This window comes from Streptomyces sp. NPDC018000 (genome assembly GCF_044328025.1).
Classification (GTDB): domain Bacteria; phylum Actinomycetota; class Actinomycetes; order Streptomycetales; family Streptomycetaceae; genus Streptomyces.
Genome location: NZ_JBIRGM010000004.1, coordinates 404099 through 427815 on the forward strand (window position 1 = coordinate 404099; position 23717 = coordinate 427815).

The window sequence follows — 23717 nt, forward strand, 5'->3', positions numbered from 1 at the left end:
CGCACTCGGAGCACCTGGTGACCTTCTCCCTGCACCCCACCTACGACGACCCGACCACCGCAGATCTCGTCGACCGACTGCGCGACTACCTTGACGGCGAACTCGCCGACTACGAGCGCCGGCACGACATCACCCCCGCCACCCGCCTCACCCGCACGGACCTCGAACCCGTCTGGCGCCGCAGCCGCGAACTCGGCTTCTACGGCATCCACCTGCCCGAGGAGCACGGCGGACAGAATCTCACCCACACCCAACTCGCCGCCCTGAAGGAGGAGATCGGTGCCAGCGGGCGCGTCCTCGCCCACAGCGTGCTCGGTGACATGGGCGGCCCCCTGCGCGCCGGCGACATCCTCAAGCACGCCACCCCGCACCAGTTGGACACGTACCTGCTGCCGCTGATCCGCGGCGAGCGGGCCTGCTGCTTCTCCCTCACCGAGACCGACGCCGGCTCCGACGTCCGCTCCATGCGCACGGTCGCCGTTCGCGACGGCGACGGCTACCGGCTCACCGGGCACAAGGTGTTCTCCTCCGCGGGCCCCTTCGCCGACTTCGCGATCGTCGTCGCGCGGATGGCAGGCACCGGCGAGCAGGAGGGCGACAAGCCGCGGTTCTCGGCGTTCCTGGTGGACCTCGACAGCCCCGGCTGCCGTGTCGAGGACGGGGCGACCCCGATGTCCGGCGAACACATCGAGAGCGACATCGTCCTGGAGGACTGCCACGTCCCCGCCGCCAACCTCCTCGGCGAGGAGGGCAGGGGCATGCGCATCGCGCTGGGCCGGGTGACCACCAACCGACTGCTGCACTGCCCCACAGTGCTCGGCGCGACCCGCCGGGCCCTCGACCTGACGCTGAACCGGACCCGGACGCGCACGGTCGCGGGCGGACAGCCCCTGCTCATGCTGCAGGCCATCCAGCACAAGGTCGCCGACATGGCCACCGAACTCTACGCCGCGCGCTCCATGACGTACGCCGCGCTGGCGGCGCTGGACGAGGGGCGCGAGGTCCACACGGAAGCCTTCATGTGCAAGCTGTTCGTCGCCGAGTCCGCCTTCCGCATCCTTGACGAGGCCGTCCAGATCCACGGCAAGGAAGGACTCACGCAAGGCAACGAGATCGAGTACCTCTTCCGCAAGATCCGCATGTTCCGCATCCTCACCGGCACCTCCGAGATCCAGCGCAACGGCATCGCCAAACTCCTGGCCTTCAACCACTGACCGGCCCCGCGACCGTTGGAAGGCACTCCCCCGTGACCGTGGCACCCCCGTGCCGGTCCGCCCCCACCGGCAAACGCGTCCTCGACGGCGATCTGTGTCAGGAGCGACCTTCCACTTCGGGTCGCAGGCTGTCGTGTCGCCGGTGCAGGACAAGGCCGATGATGGCGAAGGCCGCACCCAGCCCGACTCCGACGATGGTTCGGGCGGGCTGTGGGGCAATCCAGCACCGCAACAGGTACTCGAGGGCGAGCGCCGAAGCGACCAGAGCGAGCTTGGCGAGGAAGAGAGCGTGCAGGGGGACGCTCCCGAGGACGCCCTCGCCTCTGTCGTGCCGACTGCGCCACCGTTGTACCAGGTGCACCGCAATCATGGCGGCGAGCATGATGAACAGCACGTGCAGGGCGTGCCGCCACGCCGGACCGGGTTCGCTGGCCCAACGCCAGCCGAAGTAGAGGCCGGCAAGCCAGAAGATCACGCGGATTGTGTGATGTCCTCGGCGCCGTTCCTGCGACCGTGATGACTCCATGTTGCCCCTTCCTCGTACTGGAGAGAGCGGAATTCCTGGCAGTGCTCGCATTTCGGCGAGCTACCCGGCGCGGGGAGCACACACGTCCCTTGGCCACTCGAGTCCCTTGGCCACTCGGGTCCCTTGGTCACTCGGGTCCCTTGGTCACTCGGGTCCCTTGGTCACTCGGGACGATCACCGAGGATGGTCACGCGTTCCATGACACGGGTGTGGGGGTAGTAGTCGCCGTTGGCGTAGTGCTGGGCGGCGCGGTTGTCCCAGAAGGCAACGGTGCCGGGGCGCCAGCGCAGGCGGCACTGGTACTCGGGGTGACGGGCCTGATCGAAGAGGAAATCCAGGAGTTCTCGGCTCTCCTCCGGCTCCAGGCCCTCGATGCGGCTGGTGAAGATCCGGTTGACGTAGATGAGCTTGCGGCCGGACTCGGGAAGCGTGCGGATCACGGGGTGCACCACTGGGGGGTACTTCTCCTGCGCGCGTGCGAGATCCTCGGCGCTGAGCTGCTTGCCGAACGACTGGGTGAAGTCGTGAACGGCGCACAGGCCCTCCAGCTGCGACTTCGTCGCCTCGGGCAGTCCGTCGTAGGCGGCTGCCATGTCCGCCCACAAGGTGTCGCCACCCACGTCGGGCACGTGTACGGCGCGCAGGATGGACCCCATGGGCGGCATGGTCTCGAAGGAGACGTCGGAGTGCCACACGTTCTCCACGGCCGGGGAGTCGGCACCGCGGGAGAGCCGGACCACCTCGGGCAGGTCGGCCTTGGGCAGAAAGGGGTGAACTTCCGGGACGCCCCACCAGCGCGCGAGGTCGACATGCTGGTGGGGCGTCAGGTGCTGGTCGCGGAAGAAGAGCACCTTCCACTCCAGCAGCGCGCGGTGCAACTCCTGGTGCAGCTCCGGCGTGAGGGGCCGGGCCAGGTCGACGCCGGAGATCTCGGCGCCGATGGTCGGACTGCACGGAGCGAGCTCGAACAACTCGTACGGTGCACGGGGACCGAAGCCTCCGGTGGGGGTCAGCTCGCGGACGGGCACGGCCGATACACCGTTGTCGAAGACCGGGCGATCAGTTCCGGACTTGGGGGTGGTCATGGCAGTCCTCCCTGGGACGGTTCTGGGCACGGGGTGCGAGGTTCCGGGTCCGCGGCGTACGGGCCGCGCCGGGTTCAGCCGCCACGAACCGCCGCGCCGGACTCGGTCTTCGCCAGTCGCGAGGTCGATGGGCGGCACGGCGCCGTGAGGACAGACGCCGCCGAGTCGAGCAGGCCGGCGACGAAGAGCTCAGCGGAGCCCAGGTGGTGCAGCCCGCCTGCATGCCGGCGGGCTTCGAGGTCGGCGAGCGCGTGGGCGAGGAAACCCGTGAAGTGCCACCAGCGCTGTGCGACCAGCGGCTCGGGCAGGGTGTCGCGCAGCATCCGACAGGCGCGCTCACGCAGCACCGCCAGGCCGAGCGCACCGGGACGCGATTCCAGGTCGCTCAGCGTCAGCGTGGCGACATCGCGGTGCACGGTGTAGGCAGCCTGCACGCAGAACCGCAAGTACCAACTGCCCGACGGCGCATCGTCCAGCAGTTCGGCCAGGGGCCGGACGAACGCCTCGGCGATCGCGTACGGGTCGTCGCCCCGCCCCTCACGGTCGAATGCGTCGATCAGGGCCATGCGGCGCACGTCGATCGGCACCTGACGATGCTTGAAGATCGCGTCTACCAGACCCTGCTTGGAGCCGAAGTGGTATTGGACCGCGTTGTCGTTGCGCTGGCCGGCATCCGCGGCGATCTTCCGCATGGAGACGGCGTTGATGCCGTGCTCCGCGAAAAGGCGCTCAGCGGTCGCGATCAGATAGAGCCTGGTAGTTGCGCTCTGGCTGTCCATGACGCGGAAGCTAACGCACATGCGTTAACAATGGAAGTGCGGCGGACAAGGTTATGCCGAGAAGGCGTCACGCCGGGCGAGGGTCAATTGCACATCCGCACTCGTGATTGAAAGTGCAGGGAGACTGTGCTCTCCTGCAGGGCACGCCTGCCCGCCGCGGCACGGACCAGCCTTCGGCGGCCTGCACACCGAACGGCTCGAACCGACATGACGTCATCGCACTGCTGTGTGGGATCTGTTCCGTCGTCCACGCGCACGAGAGGATGCCTGACTGATGTTCGCATCGGTGCCTCGTAACGTCCCCGATGTCCTCGCCCCGGCGAGGCTCGGCCCACTGACTCTGCACAACCGCATTGTCAAAGCTGCAACCTTCGAGGGTGCCACCCCGGACGCACTGGTCACCGACCAGCTGATCGAGTATCACCGCAGACCCGCGGCCGGCGGGGTGGGCATGACCACCGTCGCCTATCTGGCAGTGACCCCGGAGGGCCGCACCGAGCGTCGCCAGATCTGGATGCGCCCCGAAGCCGTCCCCGGCCTGCGCCGTCTGACAGACGCTGTGCACGCCGAAGGCGCCGCGGTGTCGGCGCAGATCGGCCACGCCGGACCGGTCGCCGATGCCGCTTCCAACCGCAGCCCGGCGCTCGGCCCCACCCGCCGGTTCAGTCCACTCAGCATGAGAACGACCAGGGCTGCCACCGAGGCCGACATCGCCCGGATCATCCGGGCGCACGGTGAGGCCGCGAAGGTCGCCGTCGCTTCCGGCTTCGACGCCGCGGAGATCCATCTCGGTCACAACTACTTCGCCAGCGCGTTCCTCAGCCCCAAGCTCAACCGGCGCCGGGACCGGTACGGCGGCAGCCTCGCCAACCGGGCCGCGGTCGCGCGAGGGGCCGCCCGCGCGGTGCGCGACGCGGTCGGCGACCGGATCGCCGTCACCGCCAAGCTGAATATGGACGACGGTGTCTCCGGGGGCATCTGGCTGGACGAGAGTCTGCAGCTCGCTCGGTGGCTCCAGGAAGACGGTACGGTCGACGCGCTGGAGCTCACCGCGGGAAGCTCCCTGCTCAACCCGATGTACCTCTTCCGCGGCAAAGCGCCACTACGCCAGTTCGCCGCCGCCTTCCCACAGCCGCAGCGGCTCGGCGTGCAGGCGTTCGGCGGGCGCTTCCTGATCGATTACCCCTACCAGGAGGCGTACCTGCTGGAGTCGGCCCGTCAGTTCCGCGCCGCACTGGACCTGCCGCTGATCCTGCTCGGCGGCATCGCCGACCTCGCGACCGCTCGACAGGCCATGTCCGAGGGCTTCGACTTCGTGGCCATGGGCCGCGCCCTGCTGCGCGAGCCCGACCTGGTCAACCGCTACACGGCCGGAACCAGCAGCACGTCCCTGTGCGTCCACTGCAACCGCTGCATGCCCACCATCTACAGCGGCACCCGCTGCGTGCTCGTGGACCCGGAGCCTGATCTCCAGCGTTGACCCGACATCCCCGCATCACCTTCCGACAGGACGAGGCACCCCGGCCGCGCCGGCGTTCGAAGACCTGTCCGGCCTGTTCGCCTGCCAAAGGGCTGTCCCGTAATCCGTGGTGGATCAGCGCGCGGCGTCAGATGTGGTGCATCGCAAGGCGGAGGGACGCCCGAATACTGGATGTATTCGGGCGTTCCGACAACGCGGCGAGGTGCCGCAGCTGTCGTCGCGCGCCCACCAGGGATTACGGGACAGCCCTAAGCCACCCGCACGACCGGCGGATGCCGGTAGGGCCCGTGCGGCTCCGCCACCTGGCCCTGGCGAAACGAACTGACCCGCGTCGGCGCGATGCGGCCATGGAGGCCACGTTCGTTGAGGAGAGCGCGGGTCTCTCGGCCGTGCGCCGACCGAGGGCGTCGTGTTCGTAGCGGATGTTGCCCGCGCGAGTGATGGTCGTGCCGGTGTACTCACGTGCGCCGAGGGCTTCCTGGCCGGGGTGCGAGGCCGGCCGGGGTGCCTCGCATCGCGGCCTCCGGCGGCACCTCAAGATCAGAGTTACCCTCGCTCTTTCTCGCCAAGCAGGACACGGCCTTAATTGAAATTTCGGGCAATGATCCAGTATTCGTCATCCTCCTCGGAAACCGCGAACAGACAACTTCCGTCTGCTGAGAAATTCTGGCGAATCAGTCACTGCAGCGATCCCTGACGGAAGGTTTAGCCCGATGGCGCATCTCACCCGAACCCAACCGACAGCAGCACCCCCACCTCCGGGTGACAGGACGATGAATTCGATATTCCCCGAAGGGCCCAGTCGATCGGAAATATGTGCCCGCCACAGGCGATCAAGTTCCGCAAGGGCGGATTTTTACCCCTTCGCGACGGTGATAGTTGGCTCCACGTCGACACCTGTCACGGCGTGAATGGCAGCCAGGGGAGAGGGCGCCGAAACAGGTGCAAGCGTAGTCCCGACCTTGCCGCATATTTAGCTGACGCTCATTCCGCGCTCAGGCCACTGGGATGTCTCTTCGTAAAGCGCATTAATTTTACGTGACGCTTTCAGGAATGCATAATCGATTTCTCCGTCAATCGGTCGAGATCTGCGACTCTTCGTGTCCATCACTAGTCGACGAGGAGGGTCATTGGTGTCGAATCCGAAGACATATTCGACCGATTCGGCTGATTCGGAAATCTTTCGAAAATACACGAGCGAAGCCATCATCATTCACCTTCCAAATCTTCCCGCTTGAATAGCGGAATGTGCTGTTCCCAATCGTAGTCTTCGTTCGCGAATCGGTGAGCTTCCTGGTAACGACTCGGTCCGCGATTAAGCGGCCTGCAGGGTGACGGTCAGCTTTTCTCCCTGTCAGGGTGTCAGAGGTCGCCAGTAGTGTCGGGGGGTGATGGACATCGGCGCTGCGCCGAGTCTTGACCCGCATACCACAGGAGAGTGGCTGTGATTCTTGAGATCCGCACGTACCGGCTGAAGCCGGGCACCGGTGACGAGTTCGTTCGCGTCATGCGGGAGGAGTCTGTGCCGTTGCTGGAGAAAGCCGGTATCCGGGTTGTGGACTGCGGGGCTTCCCTAGTGGCAGAAGGTGGGCACGAGGAGGCGTACCTGATCCGCGCGTTCGCTTCTCTTGAGGAACACCGTATTCAGGAGGAGACGTTCTACGGCAGCGACGCATGGCGGCACGGTCCGCGCGAGGCCATCGTGTCCCGGATCGACGGCTCCCACTCGATCGTTCTCGACGCTTCGGAAGAGATCGTTCGGGCGTTCCGGCGCAGGTGACGCACGTGCGGGCCGACGGTTGCAGCCACGTGAGCGGGCCGGTAACTGCCCCGCCGGCCCCCAGGAGGGGTGAGGTCTTCGGCGGCCGGGCCGACGGGGTCGTTCAGTGCCGCGGTGCCGAGTTCAGGACATCGCGCTTGGCCAGCGTCTCCGCTCCGGCTCCGGTGAGCGTGACCTTGCCGGAGTGAACGGTGTCCAGTTGCTCGACCTGCTTGCCGTACCACTCAATGGCGGTCAGCAAGAACCCTGGCGTGGCCGCGCCCGGGCCGACTACGGAACCCGGGTGCTGGAACACCATGCCCAGCCGTGCCGTCCCCTCAACGCAGCGGACCACGCACACGGCGACGTCGTCCGCCGAGTCGGTAACGCCCGGCGTCACGGACTCGATGGATTCGATGCTCAGGGCTGCTTTCTCCGGCACGTTATCCAGCACGTTGGTGTGCCTCCTCGACGAAGTTCAACAGGCCCGCGGTGCCCTTGACGACTTCGCCACCGAAGTGGGCCAGCTCGATGCCCTGGCCGACCTCGTAGTCGATGAACTCCTGCTTGGCGCGGTCCAGACCGGTGGGTTCCTTCGGGGCGTGGGCCATCGCAGCGGTGATCGCGCCCTTCGCCGCTTCGGCAGCCTCGTTGCGTGCTTGCCGCGCGCCCTGCAGGATCTCCTGAGCACGCTGCCGCTTCGCCACCCCCGGATCGGAGAACTTTCCCGGGTGCGGGAGCGGGTGATCGGTGTTGCGGACCGCGTTGTAGGCCGCCGCCTTCTCCCGGAACATGGCAGCCGCCGTCTCGTAGTCCTGCCTGCCCTCCTTGCAGAGAGCGATCAACTCGCCAGCCTGCGCGCTGGTGACCGTCCCCACATACGTCTCCAATACCTTGGCCGCGTCCTCGAACGCATCCGCTCACTCGGCGGCACCGTCCGTCACCAGTTCCTGTAGTCCTCCACCAAGTTGGCGATGAGCGCAAGCAGCGCGTCGGCTCGGTGCCGGTCCTCGCGCTGGGTCTGCAGGGCCTGGTGGACCGTCCGGAGCCGGGCCAGCGCGGCCGGCTCGCGGTCCATCACGTCGTCGAGCAGCGGATCAGTGATCAGGTCCAGGCATGCGCTGAGCAGTCGACGGGTGGCCGGGGACGGCGGGGCGGGGTTGGGGGCGGCGTAACCGGTGGTCAGATAGCGCGCGGGATCGGTCAGGCTCCAGCCGATGATGGAGCCGTGCTGGACCAGGAGCGCCACGTCCGGAGCAATGCCGATGCGGGCCTCCAGCGGTTCGTCGAGGACGTCGAGGTCGCGCAGACAGGTCAGCACGGCGTCCCCGGGCGCACGGCACAGCACCGAGGTCACCTCAAGGCGGCAGTTCCGCTCTTCGTCCGCGCGCAGCCCGCCCGGGAGAACGGGGGGCGTGGAGGGGAGGCGGGCGCAGTCCTCGGCGGAGGCGGACTCGCAGGGCAGTTCGAACTCGGCGCCGATCAGCTCACGGCTGGCCCGGTCGAACCCAAGCGTGTCCGGGGTGTCCCACAGCCACTCCTGGCTACCGAAGGTGTCCAGGAGGAAGCGCTCACGCTCCTTCACGTCCTTGTAGTGCGCGATGTACAAAGAGTTGCCCGAAAAACGAGGTGTGATGGGCAGCGGTTCGCCCGTCACCGTTGCGTGCCAGTCGTTGTCGAAGGTCAGCCTCATGGTCAGTGTTGCCTCACTTGATCCGCGCGGGGCATAAATCCGTCCTTGCTGGGGATTCGTCCCCTCACAATGTCCTCATGTGTGACTGGCGCACCGGGATCCGTGGCCTTACCGCCCAGCGCCGTCGCGCCGGACTCGCCCTTGATGCCCGAAGGCCCGTACGCCGTGATGGCCTGGCCGGCTTGGGAGCCGGGCCCATGGGTCACGACGATATCCTCGCCCTGCCGGAAGACGAGCTTTCCGGCGCTACCCGTCGACTGGTACACCGCGTCCGGATTCTTCAAGATTTCCAAGACCCGTTCGTCGGTGAAACCGTGTCCCTCGTCCCCGTGATACTTGGGGTGCTTGCGGAAGGCCCCGCCCTGCGCCCTCTCGATGATCCCGTCCACGGCCTTGGCGGCCCTTTCCCTGGCCTGCTGGGCCTTCTTTTCCTCCTTCTCCTCCTTCGTGTACTTGGGCATCAAACCAAGCGGGTCGCACCCCGCGTACGGGTTGTCCACGTAGCCGATGGGATTCGGCGCGGGAGCGAGGCCGAGGGGGTCAGGGGAGGTGTAGCGGCCGGTCTCCGGGTCGTAATGGCGGAAGCAGTTGTAGTGGAGCCCGGTTTCGGGGTCGTAGTACTGGCCGGGGAAGCGCAGCGGGATGTAGGCGCTACTGTCACGGGCCCAGGCGGTGGTGCCCCAGAGGGTGCTTCGGCTGCGCCAGGCGATGTCGCCGGACTCGTCGATCAGCTCGGTCGGGGTGCCGATGAGGTCGGTGGCGATGGCGAAGAACCGCCGGTCGATCTCCTCCTGCTGGCTGCCAACCGTCAAGATGCGCTCGGTCTGGGCCAGTGGGACGACGTCCCGGTGGTCCCAGGTGAGAGTGACCGTGTTCGGGCCGTCCGGTCGGTGGCTGGTCTGTTCGCAGAGAGTGAGGCCGTCCCAGGTGAAACGGACCTCCTCGACCACGGTCTCGCCGTCGGCTGCCAGACGCTGCTTCGCGGTGCGGCGGCCCAGGGGGTCGTAGCGGTACCGCCACCGGGTCCCGTCGGGGGTGGTGACGGAGGTGAGACGGTTCTCCGTGTCCCACTTGTAGCGCCAGGTGTCGGGCTTTCGGGACAGGCGGGTCTTCTGACGCAGGGTGACCCGGCCGAGGGCGTCGTGCTCGAAGCGGACGCCTCCGGCGCGGGTGATGCTGGTGCCGCTGTAGGCGCGCTCCCCGGTGGCCTCGCTGCCCGGGTGCCGGTCCGGCCAGGACGCCGAGGTCTGGTTGCCCGCGTCGTCGTACGCGTACCGCTCCGTCCAGCCCGGGGCATGGACAGCGGTGGCGCGGCCCATGCGGTCGAGATCAAAGGTGCGGGTGCCCGACAGCCGGTCCGCGACGGAGAGCAGATGCCCGTCGCCGCGGTAGGCGTAGGCGCGGCTGTTGACGGCCCGGGCTCCTGCCGTGATGTGCTGCGCGGCGAGCCGTCCGGCCTCGTCCCAGGCCGATGTCATGGCGATCGCGTCCCCGAAGGCGCGGACCAGTTCACGACCGGCGGCATCGTGGGTGAAGTCGACCCGCAGGCCGCCGGTGGTCAGTTGCTCGGGCAGGCCGTCGGCGCCGTAGGAGTACGACGTGACATGACCGGTCGGTGTGGTGCGGCGGATTCGGCGGCCCAGGTTGTCGTAGGCGTAGACAAGGGGGCGGCCGTCGACCAGCTCGGTCTTGACCTGTCCGCGGCGATCGTACTGGTACCGGAGTTCGCTGTCCGGTCCAATCGCTTCCAGCAGGCGTCCGGCCCTGTCGTAGGCGTAGGTCGTCACCCGGCCGTCGACGTTCTTGCGGAGCACCTGGCCGAGCTGATCACGGACGAACGAGATGGTGCCGCCGAGCGCGTCGACCCGCTCGGCGAGCTGACCCGCGGCATCCACACGGTAGGTCAGGGTGCGCCCGTCGAAGTCGGTCTCGGACACGATGTTGCCAACCGCGTCGTACTCGTAAGTCCAGGTCAGGCCCTGCGGGTTGGTGACCCGGGTGAGGCGCAGGTCGTTGTCGTGCTCGAACTCGTAGCGGCCGCCGTCGGCGCGGGTGCTGGCGAGCGGAAGGTCGAAGTGGGTGTATTCGTAGCTCGAGACGCCGCCGGAGGCGCCGGTGTGGGTCAGGCAGTTGCCCTCGCCGTCGTAGGTCCAGGACTGTGTGGCGCCGTCCGCGTCGGTGCGGCAGGAGAGTTTGCCCTCGACCGTCCATTCCAGGCGGGTGATGGCGCCGAGGGGGTCTGTGAGCGTGGTGGGGCGGCCGAAGGCGTCGCGGGCGATGCGGGTGGTGGCACCGAGTGGGTCGGTGATCTCGATGGGCAGTCCGGCGGTGTTGCTGCGGATGCGGGTGGTGCTGCCAAGTGCGTCCGTCACGGAGATCAGGTGACCGGCTTGGCTGTAGGCGGCGCGGGTGATGGCGCCGGACGGGTCGGTGACCGCGGTTCGGTTGCCGCGTTCGTCGTACGCGTACTCGACCACGGTCCGGTCCGGGTTGGTGACGCGGACTGGTAGCCGGAGATCGTTGTACTGCACGGATGATTCCAGGCCGTCGGGGCGGACCGCGGTGGTCAGTCGTCCTGTCTCGTCGCAGGTGAAGCGGGTGATGTGGCCGAGAGGGTCAGTGCGGGACAGCAGCCGGTTGCGGCGGTCACGTTCGAAGCGGGTCACCGCGCCGAGCGGGTCGATCTCCGAGACGATCTGGTGTGCGTCGTTGATCAGGTATCGGTGGACGGCGCCGCTGCTGGCGGTCGCCGTCGTGACCCGTAGGCCGGTCGCGGGGTCGATGCCGTCGTAGTCCAGGCGTAGTGCTATGTGGCCTTCGACGCCGCCTTCGGTGATGCAGCGGTCCTGGTCGTCGTAGGTGTAGTCGTAGCGGCTGTTGTTGGTGTCGGTCCAAGAAGTGATGCGGCCGCGCTCGTCGTAGCTGAAGCGCAGGGGGCTGGCGGAGGAGTTGGTGATGTCGGTGAGGTGACCGTCGGTGTAGCCGTAGGCGAGGATTTGCTGGTCGGTGCCGTCGGGGGCGCCGCCTTTGAGGCGCAGGGCGGTGATGCGGCCGTTGTCGGTGGTGAGTTCGAGGTGGTAGCCGCCGTGGTGGACGATCGATGTCGGTGTCCCGGATGCGTCGTACTCGAAGGTGATCCAGTTGCCGTTGCGGTCGTCGATCTGTGCGAGCAGTGCTTCGGTGCTGTGACGTGTGGTGAAGTGCCGGACGTGGCCCGTGTCCGGGTTGGTGAGCGTGTAGTCGCCGTCGGGGTTCACGTCCAGTGGCCATTCGGGGCCGTGGCTGGGCAGGACCGGGACGCCGGGTGCGGGATGGGGGTAGGACAGCAGCAGGCCGTCCTCGGATATGAAGACGATTCCTTCGGAGTCGATCTCCAGGCGCTGGTCCGCGGTGGATGCCCAGGAGGGGCCGAACCAGCGGCCGACCCGGTAGTCGGAAGCGACGCGGCGACGGAAGACGAGGGGAAGTGTGCCGGGCAGAGCGAGGTCGGTCTGTGGGAGGTACATCGTGCCGGTTGCCAGGTCGATCGGGTCCGACGGGTCGTTCTCAGGTGCCCTCTCGGTACGGGACGGCTTCGCCGGGTCTTCGACTCCCTTCCGCCCGGGGCCCGGTTTAAGTCCCCCCTTTACGGCGTCCTTCATCCCGGCCCGCAGGCCGCCCTTGATCAGACCGCCGCCCTTGGTCCCGACCAACTCGGGGACGAAGCGGCCGAAGAATTCGGAGGGGTCGCCCTTGGCGGCGTCCCAGGCGTTCTTGAGTGCCCGGTCGGGGTTGGCGGCGGTGGAGACGAGGCCGGCGAGCGTCATGTTGACGCCCTTGTAGTACTCGGCCGGGTGCGTCAGGTTGTAGGGGTCGGTGGGGTTGACCGAGCGGACGAAGTTCAGCAGGCCCGCGGTGCCCTTGATGACTCCGCCGCCGAAGTGGGCCAGCTCGATGCCCTGGCCGACCTCGTAGTCGACGAACTCCTGTTTCGCCCGGTCCAGACCGGTGGGTTCCTTCGGGGCGTGGGCCATCGCCGCGGCGATCGCGCTCTTGGCCGCTTCGGCGGCCTCGTTGCGTGCTTGCCGCGCGCCCTGAAGGATCTCCTGAGCGTGCTGCCGCTTCGCCACCCCCGGATCGGAGAACTGCCCCGGGTGTGGGAGCGGGTGATCGGTGTTGCGGACCGCGTTGTACGCTGCCGCCTTCTCCCGGAACGCGGCAGCAGCGGTTTCGTAGTCCTGCTTGCCCTCCTTGTAGAGAGCGATCGCCTCACGGGCCTTGCCCTGCGCGCTCGTGACCGTCCCGGCATACGTCTCCAGCACCTTGGCCGCATCCTCGAACGCATCCGCCGCACGCAGCCAGTCGGTCGGCAGGGTCTCGAACGCCGCCCGGAACGCGTCGGCGGCCTCACCCTTCCAGTGGCCGGAGTCGAGCTTCTTCATCCCGCCGCCGACGAGATCGAACGCCTTCTGGAAGTCGCGGAGGTTCTTCACCGCGGCGCTGATCTTCTCCGGCCTGCCGTGGATCAGCTCATCCGTTTCCTCGGTCTGTCCGAGCTGCTTCTCACCGACCTCCGCACCGAGCGAGGACGCGGTCTCGTCGCCCCAGTCCTCGACCGCGTCCGCCCAGTCGTCGGCGCCGACCTTCTCCAGACCGGCGCCGACGAAATCGGTGCCCTTGTCGATCCCCTCGCCGACGAGCTCCTTGCCCTTGTCGACCAGCTTGCCGGCACCGTCGTAGAGATCTCCGCCGAGCTTCCCCCAGTCCACCATCAGCGACTCTCCCCCCACCGCGGCTGCTCGGCCTGATCAATCGTCTCCTGCGACGGATCAAGCTGCTCCTTCAGCCGCTCGTCCGCCGCTGCTCGCACCGCCGGGTCCACCAGCCCGGTGCGTTCCATCGAGTCGAGCGCGGCGTCCTCCACGTCGTAGGCGGTGTCCTTCCAGGTCTGCTTCACCTCTTCATCCGCCTTCAGCATCGACTCCATGCTGAAGTCCGGGTCGTCATATGCGGTCTGCTTGCTGATCGTGTCCCAGCTCATGGTTTTCACCTCGTCCTCGGACAGGTGCGGATTCCCGTTCAAAGAGTTCACGCCGATCTTGAACGAGTCCTTGACGTACTGCTCCTGCTCCGCGAAAGACCCCGCCGACAACCCCACCCCCAGGGCGAAGTTGTTGCCTTTCTGCGTCAGCGCCCGCACGCCCCACTCCCACCGGTTGCAGAACGTCTCGAACTCCGACGTCAGCCCGCCATGCCCCAACTCCAGCCCCGACAGGGCAAGATCCGAGAACCCCCGCCCCATCGACGCCTGCCCGATCATGCCGAGATCCTTCAACTCCGCATGCGCCAGATCGATCCCCTTCGCGATCGCAGCCAACGCCTCCGGCGGCACCTGAAGATCAGAACTCTGCCCGCTCACTGCATCCCCCCGAGATCCACCGCGACCGCATCCGGCACAATCCCCGCCACCGGCGGAAACAACATCCCGCCGTCCTCACTCCCCGCATCCAGCGCCACCCCCGCCGGCCCCGGCAACAACGGCACCATCACATCCAACAACCGCGCCCCCAACACCGCCTGATACGCCCACTCCCGCCCGGCCTCCCCACGAGCCCGCGCGAACCGGGCCAGCGCCTCCTCGTCCGAGAACGCACAGATCCAGCGCACACCGTTCTGCTCCGCCGACCACAGATCCCCGGCCTCATCCAGCGGCACCAGCACCGCCGTACGCCGGAACTCACCCAGCAACACAGCAAATTCGTGTCGAGCCGCCGCCGTCGGATCAACCTCCGGCGTCATGGCAGGAACCGGGCCCGGCGCCTCACACGGGGCCGCCGGCACGTCAGGCGCAGGCCAGTCGGCCAAGTCGGCGATCTTTGAATGCCTGGCAGGCGGCTCCGCCATCTCATCCCCGTTATCGAACACCCGCCGAATGCTGTCACAGCACACTTCCCAGGAGCAACGAACAAAGGCAGCCTGCTGCCGGCCATGGTCGACGCGCTGGTGATCAGCATCGCCAAGGAGGTCGGCGGCGTCGTCATCGGCGCGCACACGGCAGAGGTGACCGCTCAGGCTGACGAGGCGTGGACTGCCGCACCCGCCACGGGCGGTTCTCGGCAGTCCACGCCAGGACGCGCGATACGTCCCGGACCCCGCGCGACCGGCGGATGCCGGTACGGCCCGTGCGGGAACGGCATCCCCTCAGCGCGTACCGGCAGTGACCGGCAGATCTCCCAGCAGAGGGCTGGGCTCGCCCTGCCAGACGATGGTGAGCGCGTCCCTGGCCCTGGTCGCCGCGACGAAGAGCAGCGAGCGGGCCCGCTTGCACTCCGCCTGGTACCGGGGCGGATCGGTCCGGCGCAGCGCCTCCACCGATGCCCTTGGGACGAGCCCCCGCTGCACGCCCGCGATGATCATCCGCTGATACTCAAGACCCTTGAACCGGTACATCGTGCCGATGTGCACGCCTTCGTCGCCCCGCGGGCCGTCGGCCGTGATCTCGGTGGACACGATGCCGTTCTTCGCCAGACGCACTGCCACCTGGGTGACCATGTCGTTCGTCGGGACACACACCGCGATGTCCTCACGGCGGATGTCGTGCCAGGCCGTGATCTGTTCGGTGATCGCGTCCAGTTCGTCCTCGGCGGAATTGGTGCGTCGCACCACCGGGTCGCTGCCGTAGAGCACCGAGCGGTACCCGGCCAGCGTCTCCTCGTCGCCGTCCAGATCGTCGTAGCGTTCGTCGCCGAGCATGCCGAGGGCGGACTTGAGGATTTCGCGAGTCGTCCGGTAGCTCAGGGTCAGCTTGGCGGAGCGGCCGCGAATATGTACACCGAGGCTGCCCAGGGTGACGCGGTTGTCGTAGATGCGCTGGTGGGTGTCGCCGACCAGGAAGATGTCGTCCGGCCCGGAGGCGACCATGGCCCGCAGCATCTTCCAGTGGGCGGCGGCCAGGTCCTGGGCCTCGTCGACGACGATGTGCCGGTAGCGGTGTCGCTGCCAGGCGCCGGTCGCGGACTCGGCGTGCACATTGCCGAGTCCGCCACGTTCTTCCTTGGCCCGCGCCGCAGCCTCGATCCGCGACGTGCGTTCGACCTCCAGGCGAGCGGCCCGTTCGGCGACCTGGCGGTGGGTCTCCAGGTTCTTTTCGTCGAGCCGCTGGGTGAACCGTTCGGTCAGCTGCCAGATCTCGGCCCGGTCCACGCGGGTGATGCTCCTGCCCCGACCGGCCCGGCGCGCCTTGAAGTATCCGGCACGGGAGTTGACCGCCTGACCGAGGACGACCTGAGTCCACTCGTCCATCAGGAATTCGGCGTCCCACTTGGTCTCGCCGGTTTCGAGCAGTATCTGCCGCCACTCGTTCAGGGCGCGTGTGTCGTCGATCCGGCTCTTGCCTCCGCCCGGGTCCGCCTCCCGCACCACGCGGGTCGCCAGCTGGTCGACGTGGGCGATCTCCACCCTGGCGACGGTCTCGGGGCCGCCGAGGGCCAGCAGCCGCGCGCGCAGGTCCGCCGCCAGGTTCTTGTTGAAGGTGGTGAGCAGGACCTGCTTGCCGTGGCCGGGGCCGAGCCGGTCCACGAGGTGCTTCACCCGGTGCAGGGCGACGATCGTCTTGCCGGTGCCCGGACCGCCGCCGACCTTGGCCGGGCCGGAGTACCGGCGGTCCACGAGCCGCTTCTGGGTGGGGTGGAGGAAGACCTTCCAGCGCCCGAAGTCGCCCTCCTCGATGATGCTTTCGAGATCCTTGTCGGTCGTGATGACCGTGGTGTCGGTACGCTCGACCGCCGCCTGGTAGTCCTCCGGGTCGACGTCCTTGACCTCCACGGGCCGGGTGACCTCTTCGAGGACCTGCTCGTACGGGGCGTCCCGCAGCCGCAGCAGCACTTCGCCGGTGTGCCGGGGCGCGTACTCGACGAGGCCGAGCAACTCCTCGTCGGTGGTGAGCCGTCCGACGACCGGGATGAGGGGCTGCGCCACGCCGAGCGTGGCCAGCTGGTCGGGCGTCACGTCCGCGAACAGCGGACGCTCCCGCGCGGGCCGGGACGGGGCGGGGTCCTGCTGGGGCGTGGCCTGCGCCGCGGGCGGCCTGCCCTTGCGCAGCACGCCGGATTCGACGATCTCCAGGTCGACGTAGTCGATGCTGCCGGTGACCTGGTTGATGCCGTACGAGAGCCGGTCCAGGTTCTCGTACACATTGCCCCTGTGCTTGACCGCCACCAGCAGCCACTCGGACTCGCTCAGATGCAGCAGAAGGGCCCGGTAGTCGGCGTTGACGCGCGCGGAGTACAGGCGGTCGTGGCCTTCCAGCTGCTTCAGCCGCAGGCCGGGGTGACGGGGGTTGGCCCGGAAGTCGTGCTGGAACTTGTAGACGGCGCCCACGATCGCACGGTCGAGCCTGACGATCTCCCGGTCGGTCTTCTCCAGCAGGCGCAGCGTGACCTTGGCCGGTGCGGCGGAGGTGGGCGTGGTCATCGTTCGTCTCCCGTGCGGTTCGTGCCGGTGATACGTCGTGCGAGGCCGGTGGAGTCCCACTGGACGGCGGTCCGGGCGTCCCAGTCCGCGTCCGCGTAGGCACGGTCGCGGTCCGCGGCCTCGAAGTCCGGTCCTTCGTCCTCCTGCGCGGCCAGGACGACGGCAGCCTTCGCGGTGGGCCAGGCCAGTTCGGCCTGCCAGCCCGCGTCGCCCAGTTCGTATCCCGCCTGGCCGGCGGGCACGCCCGCCTCGGCCAGGCGGCGGGCGAGGTCGAGGAGTGCCGGTTCCTCGGCGTCGAGGAGGGGCAGCACCTCGTCCCAGGCCGGATCCCGGGCCACTTGCGGCCGCTCGCCGCCCTGCCCGACGATGCCTGCGGCGATCGAGAGCTGGGCGGTGTCGAAGTGCGGCAGCCGGCTCGCGGCCAGCTGCCGGGCGTCGCCGTCGCCCTCGCCGAGGAACTGGAGGAGGTTGCCCCAGTACAGCCAGGCCTGCCAGCGCCGCTGGTGGGCCGCCGGGTCCTTGGTCACGGCGTCGGGGCTGTCGTCCAGAACGGCGAGTGCGGTCCAGGCCGCGTCCACGGGGCCCGGGGACATGTCGACCGCGAGGACCAGCGGGCAGCCGTTCGCGTCGGCCACTCGCACCACCTGGACGGGCCCCTGGCCGCCGGTCCCCGCGCCGTCCTCGCCAAGGAGGTGACCGTGGAGCACGGCAGCCGCGTCCTGAACCGTCGCCGCCGTCCGCGCCGCTTCCGGCAGGGCGATCAGGCCGGACAGCGCGGCCTGGGTGCGGTGCCGCCAGCGCCGCGGGTCGGGGTCGGCAAGGAACTTCAGCAGCGTCACCACCGGGTTCTGCCAGACGTTGTCGCGCAGTTCGCGAGGATCACCGCCGTACTGTCCCTGGAGGACCTGTCCGGCCACCCGCATGGCGTTGTTCTGGTAGGGCTCCCACACCGGCCGGTCGGTCGCAGCGCCCTCCCCGTCCCAACGAGCGAGGTCCGTCCAGGTCAGCTGGAAGACCACCCACCCCTCGCCGCGGAGACGGGCCCGGCGCGCCGCGTCCTCGGCGATGCGGTTGTGGTCCGCCGAAGCGTGGTACTGGAAGCCGTCGAGGTAGATCGCGATACGCAAGGGCTCGGCGTCCAGCCTGCGGACCACGAAGTCCGGACGGGTCCAGCCGAGGTCCTCCTGGGGCTTGATCTGCCAGTGGACGACGGTGTGCCCGTCCGGTGCGGTGAGCCGCAGGTCGGTGGCGATGGTGCCGGACGGGTCCTGGGCGTGCCGGACGCTCGCCTGGGTGTCCTTGCGCCGGGCCCATGCGACGAGGCCTTCCAGGAACCGGGCTTCGAGTTCGCTCTCCACCTGGCGTCCCAGCGGGATTTCGTGGGTGGCGGCGACGGGGGCTATCTCCCAGCCCTCGACCGTGTCGCCCAGGACTTCGCGCAGCATGCCGAGTGCCGCCACCCGGCTGACGTGCGCGTACTCGGTGCCCGAGACATGCCGGAGCAGACAGCGGTGGCAGGCCGCCTTGCCCTCCTCGTGGCAGGGACAGGTGTCGATACGGTGGCGTGCCGCCACGAGAACGTCCCGGAAGGTGGCCGGGTCGGCGAGGCGGTGCAGATAGCCGGTTCCGCCGGGGAGGGTGTCGTACACCACGAGGAAGCGGCGCCGGATCTCCCCGCCGCCGGACTGGTCCGGCATGGAGGCGACGACGGCCTCCAGGTGGTCGGGGTTGCCCCCGTAGGTCTCGGCGATACCCGCCCGCAACAGCGCCTTGAAGGAGGACAGCCGCTCCTCCACGTGGGCCGTGGCGGCGGGCAGCAGGATGCGCAGGGCCTCTGTGTGCAGTTCGTGGGCGAGCAGCAGGGAGACGTCGGCGTCCGGTCGGCCCCGGCCCCGGAAGCGCGGGCACCAGGGCCGGTGGTGGGACCGGTCGGGGCGGCGTGCGAGGGACGGGCTCAGGGCGTCCGGAGACTGGTCCGGTGCCGGCCGTCCCTTCGCTGTCGCTCCGCCGCACTGGGTGCACACGTAGAAGGGGTTGAGCCGGACGTCCTCGCCGGCGAAGGAGTCGGCGGCGGGAACATCGAAGCGGGCCTGTCCGAGGTTGAACGCGCGGACCGCGGCCCGTCGGCTGAAGTCCCAGCCGAAGGTGGCCTGTTGGTGCCGCCACGCGGACTCGATGTCGTCGGTGGCGATGTCCACGGCGGTGACGACCGTGTACATCAGCCGCTCGCGGTCGTCGGACTCGTCCCTGACGCGGGCGTCGTCACGCCGGTCGCGGGACGTGACGCGGGTGGGCTGGAGCACCCTGTGCAGACAGCCGCGGTCGCCGATGGCGGTGCCGTGGCAGCGCGGGCAGCGGGCCGTGTCGTCCTCGGCCCGGTGCGTACGGACATAGCCGCAGCTGGGGCACACCCGCCACACCAGCCATTTGGGGCGTTCGGCGCTGCCGATGTCGAGGCCGGAGACGCGGTGCTTGTAGCCCTTGAAGTAGAAGAGGTTGCCCGGCGCGTAGTCCGTGAGTGCCAGCCGGGCTGCCCGCTCATGGCTGACGACCTTGCTGTCGTAGACCGTGTTGCCGCCCTCGTCCTCCTCGCTCCAGGTGAGCGTTGCCTCCAGTTCCGTACCGCCGTCCACCAGGCTGTAGTTGGGCAGCAGGCCGAGGTCGACCAGGGTGCCGTGGGCGCTCTCCCGGCCGATCTCGGCGAATCGGCGGCCGACGGCGGCTCGTTCGGCGCGCAGCTCGCGGTCCTGCCGGGCGTGCTCGGGGTCGCTGGCGATGAGCTGGGCGCGCGCTTCGTCGATCGCGGTGAGGCGGCGACGCAGGTCGGTCAGACGCTCTTCCCAGGTGGCGGCCGCCCGTTCGACGGCCGGACGCAGTCCCTCGGCGGCGAAGGAGCGCAGAGCGTCCGCCGTTTCCTCGTCCACCGCGGAAACGTCGTTCTGGTCCACGAAGAGGTCCAGGAACTCCGCCACGAGGTGCGAGCCCCGGGCCAGGGCCGCGTCGGTGAGGTCGTGCAGCCAGCCGGTGTCGCCGAAGAGCGCGGAGGCCAGTCGCGGCAGCGGGAGGACCTCGGGAGTGCCGTCCTCGTCGGGTCCGCGCAGCATGCCGCGGGCCGCGAGGTCGATGAGGCGGGCCATGTACTGGCGGCGCAGGATCTCGGCGGCGGAGAGGTAGCAGCCCGGCGGGTGGATCTCACCCGCGATCATCTGCCGTGGTTCCTGGAGGTAGTAGAGGTCGCGCGGGCCGCGGTCGACGAGGGTGAGGAGGTAGGCATTGCCGCTGGACCGTCCGGCGCGGCCGACCCTCTGCACGTAGTTCGCGGGCCCCTTGGGCAGGGAGGCGAGCACGACGGCCGACAACGCACCGATGTCGATGCCGAGTTCGAGGGTGGGGGTGCAGGACAGCACATTGGGGTCGGTGTAGCGGGTGCCACGCCGGAAGGCGGCCTCGACGGTCTCGCGTTCCTTCCGGGTGAGGGCGCCGGTGTGCTCGGCGGTCACCACGGTGTACGCACCGGTTTCCCGGTACAGCCTCCGGTAGTAGTCCTTGGTGTAGTCGCGCAGGCGAACCACTGGGCCGCTGTCGGGCTCCGAACTCTCCGATCCGGCGGCGAGGAGTGTGCCGGGGCACTGGTAGCGCGGGCAGGGCTGACGGTGCCAGTGCTCCAGGTGATCGGGGTGCACCGTCTGTTGCCAGGCGCACGCGTGGCAGCGCGCATAGGCGTCGCCCACGACGTCGTCGGCGAGCGCCCGGATTCGTACATGGCCGGGCTGGAGGCCGTAGACACGAGTGGCGCCGTCCCTGGCCGTGCGGGCACGGAGAATGCCTGCCTCGGCCAGGCGGGGCAGCAGCGCCCGGACGAACTCGGCGGCCGCGTCGCGGGGCAGGCCGAGGGAGCGAGTGGTCCAGTCCTGGTACCAGTTCTGTGCGGAGCCGAGGGTGTCGAACTGTGTCCTGTCCTTGCCGCGGTCGAGGAGGAAGGCGGGTGCCGAGATGCCGGGCGGGAAGGCCGGCATGCCCGCCGGACGCCCGCCCCACACCAGCCAGCGGCGTACTCCGGCCTCGTCCAGCCAGGGGTCGAGCCAGCGGTGGCGCACGGCGCCCCGGATACGCAGCCGTTCCAGGATGCCGCGGACATAGCCGCGGTAGCGTTCCTCGTCCGGCACGGTTCCGTCCGGGAGGGCCACCAGCGCCGGGGTCCTCTGCAACAGGTCCCGGACCAGTTCGCCGGCCAGGGCAGGGTCCGCGAGGCCGACCTCGGCCGCGGCGGTGCGGGTCAGTTCCAGCGTGCGGCCCTGGCGGGAGCGCAGTCCGAACTCGAGTACGGCGGCGAAGGACAGGCGCTCACCGATCAGCTGCCAGGTGGCGCGGCTGCCCTTGCTGCGGCCGGACAGCAGCAGATCCACACCGTGGATGTCGTGCAGGTCCGGGGGCGCGACAGCGGCCAGGACGTCGCGGTCGACGACCTCGGCCAGGCAGTCCGCCACGATGTCGTTGAGCGGTCGCGCCGTCTCCTCGTCCAGTTGGGCGGCCAGGAGGGCGCGCAGGGAGAAGTCGTAGGCCCGGTTGGCGACGAAGCCCGCGCGATGGGCGGCGTCCTGCACGGAGTCGTTGAACAGCAGGGTGCGCCGCTCCGGTCCGGGGGCCAGCTCGCCGCCGGTGAACAGCTGGGTGACGGAGGCGGCGGCCAGGGGCGCGAGGCCGCGGCCGAGGAAGCGGATGGAGTTGCCGGTGGCGCAGTTGGGGCAGCGGTCGTCGGCGGCGGCCTGGTCGTTCATGAGGTCGACGCGGACGAACGCGGCGTCCCTCAGGCCCTTGGCCGCCCGCACGCCGTAACGGTCGGGCCGCTCGAAGTCCTTGCCGGGGTCGATGGGCCGGATGCGGCCCGCTTCCGCGTCGAGGACGAAGACGGATCCGCGCCGTCCCGTGTCCTCGGCCGGGTCGAAGGCGGACCGGTGTGCCTCGGCGACCGTGGCGGCGATCAGGGCGCGCACCAGCCGCTTGTCCCTGCTGAGGGACGCCTGCCGGATCTTCGCCGGGCTCATCTCCAGCTCGGCCCGGTCGTGTTCACGGGAGAGCGCGGCCCAGCCCGACCGGCCGCACTGCCGGCAGTGCACGGCGGGCAGGAAGACGTTGGCCGGGGGTACGGCGGAGTCGAGGGCCGCAGCTCCCTCGGGCTCGTCTGCCGCGGGGCCGTCGTCTGCGCCGGCGGACGCCGTCCGCTCCTCCCGGGGCCGGTCCTCGTCCCATCGGAACTCCGGCCTGGGACCGACCCCGCGCAGCACACGCGAGACCGACCGCACCCACTGGTGCACCTCCACCGTCAGCAGCGGGCGCGGCCGTTCCTCCGTGCTGTCCGCCCCTTGCGCGACGGAGAGGAGAGCGATGAACCGGGACAGGGCCTGCGCGGCCTCCTCGGGCTGCTGCTGAACGGCCATGCCCCAGTGGTAGGCGTAGCGCGGCAGCGCGTCCATGATCTCGGCGCGGGTCTTGGGGCGTCCGTCGAGGATTTCGAGGACGGCGGCGGTGAGCCGGTGGGTGCGCAGGATCTCACCCAGTTCGACGGGGGTCGGTGGCTGGTCGCGGTGCTCGCCGGGCCGACGGGTGAAGGCGTCGAGGAGACGGTCCATGGCGTCGGGGTCGCGCAGCGGGTCACCGAGGGCGATGACGTCCTGCGGGGCCGGGAAGGGGAGGGTGAAGTCCGACTTCCCGGCGAACTGCTGGACGGTCATGCGGTCCTCGCCGATCACCGCGTCCGGGCCGAACGGCGTGCCGAAGACCTGACTCGCCACGTCGAGGATGGTGCCGCCGCCCTCCGCGGCCGGGAGGTGGAGTGCCCCTGTCGCGGAGGGAGCGCTCTCGCCGAGGGTCGCCGAGGTGGCGACGGGGCAGACGTCGCCGAGCGGGCGGCCCGGTCGCGCCTTGCCGGTGGCCGCACCGAGCCGTCGCATCAGCATGGCCACGTCCGTGCCCTGGGCGCCGTCGTAGGTGTGGAACTCGTCGACCACGACGTAGGCGAGGGCTTCGTCCTGCCAGAGCGGTATGTCCTCGGCGCGCTGGAGCAGCAGGTCCAGCATCTTGTAGTTGGTGATGAGGATGTCGGGCCGCCTGCCTCGGATGTGCGCCCGGTCCGTCTCCACGTGCGTGTAGCCGGTGGCCGGCTCGTCGCCGATGTAGAGCGCCGCGGACACCTGGGCGAGGCGTGGGTCCTTGAGTTGGTCGTTGAGGCGCTGGGCCTGGTCGGTGGCGAGCGCGTTCATCGGGTACAGCAGGATCGCCTTGACGCCGTCCCGGCCGGCCGCCCGCGCGCGGCGGCAGTGGTCGAGCACGGGCACCAGGAAGGACTCGGTCTTGCCCGATCCAGTGCCGGTGGTGATCAGCGTGGGCCGGGCGGGCCCGCGCAGGGTGGACAGCCGCTGCCAGGCCTGTGCCTGGTGCCGGTGGGGTTCGAAGCCGTCGGGCACCCAGTCCAGAGCCGGCTTCCAGGCCTTGCCCGCCGGTTTGAAGGGGGTCCGGATCCGCAGGTACGGGCCGCGGAAGATGCCGTCCTGCTCGTCCCGCAGAAAGTCCTCCAGGGCGCGGCGTTCTCCCTCGTCCGCCAGGGCGAACGTGGTGGTCAGGTACTGGGTGAGGCTGTCCCCGACCTGTTCGGCGGCGAGAGTGGGGCGCACCCGGCTGGCTCCTTGTCTTCCCTTCCCGTCACGGGTGACCCGTGCGGAACTCCGGCTGG

General features: G+C 69.2%; 13 protein-coding genes and 1 pseudogene. 3 read left to right on the top strand and 11 right to left on the bottom strand.

Annotation, left to right across the window (positions count from 1 at the left end):
- Positions 1 to 17: 17 nt before the first annotated feature.
- Positions 18 to 1214 carry an acyl-CoA dehydrogenase family protein gene (locus ACH4EW_RS13485; protein ID WP_398255568.1) on the top strand — a complete coding sequence of 399 codons (1197 nt, stop codon included), beginning with the start codon at positions 18 to 20 and terminating at the stop codon, positions 1212 to 1214.
- A gap of 97 nt (positions 1215 to 1311) precedes the next feature.
- On the opposite strand, the gene ACH4EW_RS13490 is transcribed toward ACH4EW_RS13485, so the two are convergent.
- The 3 genes from ACH4EW_RS13490 to ACH4EW_RS13500 form a co-directional block, all read right to left on the bottom strand.
- Positions 1312 to 1689 (bottom strand): hypothetical protein, encoded by a 378-nt coding sequence (locus ACH4EW_RS13490; protein ID WP_398255571.1) that lies wholly within the window; start codon positions 1687 to 1689, stop codon positions 1312 to 1314.
- Between the two features lie 212 nt (positions 1690 to 1901).
- Positions 1902 to 2825 carry a TauD/TfdA dioxygenase family protein gene (locus ACH4EW_RS13495; protein WP_398255574.1) on the bottom strand — a complete coding sequence of 308 codons (924 nt, stop codon included), beginning with the start codon at positions 2823 to 2825 and terminating at the stop codon, positions 1902 to 1904.
- Positions 2826 to 2899: 74 nt separating this feature from the next.
- Entirely contained in the window at positions 2900 to 3604 is a 705-nt protein-coding gene (locus ACH4EW_RS13500; protein ID WP_398255577.1) for a helix-turn-helix domain-containing protein, read from the bottom strand.
- Positions 3605 to 3878: 274 nt separating this feature from the next.
- On the opposite strand from ACH4EW_RS13500, the gene ACH4EW_RS13505 reads away from it, so the two are divergent.
- Both ACH4EW_RS13505 and ACH4EW_RS13510 read left to right on the top strand, forming a co-directional pair.
- A complete protein-coding gene (locus tag ACH4EW_RS13505) occupies positions 3879 to 5084 on the top strand; it encodes an NADH:flavin oxidoreductase (RefSeq protein ID WP_398255580.1) in 1206 nt (401 codons plus the stop codon).
- A gap of 1438 nt (positions 5085 to 6522) precedes the next feature.
- Positions 6523 to 6864 (top strand): NIPSNAP family protein, encoded by a 342-nt coding sequence (locus tag ACH4EW_RS13510; RefSeq protein WP_398255583.1) that lies wholly within the window; start codon positions 6523 to 6525, stop codon positions 6862 to 6864.
- A 103-nt stretch (positions 6865 to 6967) separates the two neighbouring features.
- Here ACH4EW_RS13510 and ACH4EW_RS13515 read toward each other — a convergent pair whose 3' ends face one another.
- From ACH4EW_RS13515 to ACH4EW_RS13550, 8 genes and pseudogenes are all read right to left on the bottom strand, one after another.
- Positions 6968 to 7297 carry a hypothetical protein gene (locus ACH4EW_RS13515; RefSeq protein ID WP_398255585.1) on the bottom strand — a complete coding sequence of 110 codons (330 nt, stop codon included), beginning with the start codon at positions 7295 to 7297 and terminating at the stop codon, positions 6968 to 6970.
- A pseudogene (locus ACH4EW_RS13520) lies at positions 7287 to 7751 on the bottom strand (putative T7SS-secreted protein); the annotation flags it as partial. The gene ACH4EW_RS13515 and the pseudogene ACH4EW_RS13520, both read right to left, overlap by 11 nt.
- Before the next feature lie 32 nt (positions 7752 to 7783).
- Positions 7784 to 8536, bottom strand: coding sequence for a hypothetical protein (locus ACH4EW_RS13525; protein ID WP_398255588.1), 753 nt, complete (start codon positions 8534 to 8536; stop codon positions 7784 to 7786).
- Between the two features lie 2 nt (positions 8537 to 8538).
- Entirely contained in the window at positions 8539 to 13287 is a 4749-nt protein-coding gene (locus ACH4EW_RS13530; protein WP_398255590.1) for a putative T7SS-secreted protein, read from the bottom strand.
- Positions 13287 to 13934: a hypothetical protein gene (locus tag ACH4EW_RS13535; RefSeq protein WP_398255593.1), complete on the bottom strand. Its 648-nt coding sequence runs from the start codon at positions 13932 to 13934 to the stop codon at positions 13287 to 13289. The genes ACH4EW_RS13530 and ACH4EW_RS13535 overlap by 1 nt, the downstream gene beginning before the upstream one ends.
- The gene (locus ACH4EW_RS13540) at positions 13931 to 14440 is read right to left on the bottom strand and encodes an SseB family protein (RefSeq protein WP_398256051.1); all 510 of its coding nucleotides are present in this window, start codon (positions 14438 to 14440) and stop codon (positions 13931 to 13933) included. The genes ACH4EW_RS13535 and ACH4EW_RS13540 overlap by 4 nt, the downstream gene beginning before the upstream one ends.
- Before the next feature lie 276 nt (positions 14441 to 14716).
- Positions 14717 to 16987 (bottom strand): UvrD-helicase domain-containing protein, encoded by a 2271-nt coding sequence (locus ACH4EW_RS13545; protein ID WP_398255595.1) that lies wholly within the window; start codon positions 16985 to 16987, stop codon positions 14717 to 14719.
- A complete protein-coding gene (locus tag ACH4EW_RS13550) occupies positions 16984 to 23658 on the bottom strand; it encodes a DEAD/DEAH box helicase (protein WP_398255598.1) in 6675 nt (2224 codons plus the stop codon). Before ACH4EW_RS13550 ends, ACH4EW_RS13545 begins: the two co-directional genes overlap by 4 nt.
- Positions 23659 to 23717 lie beyond the last annotated feature (59 nt).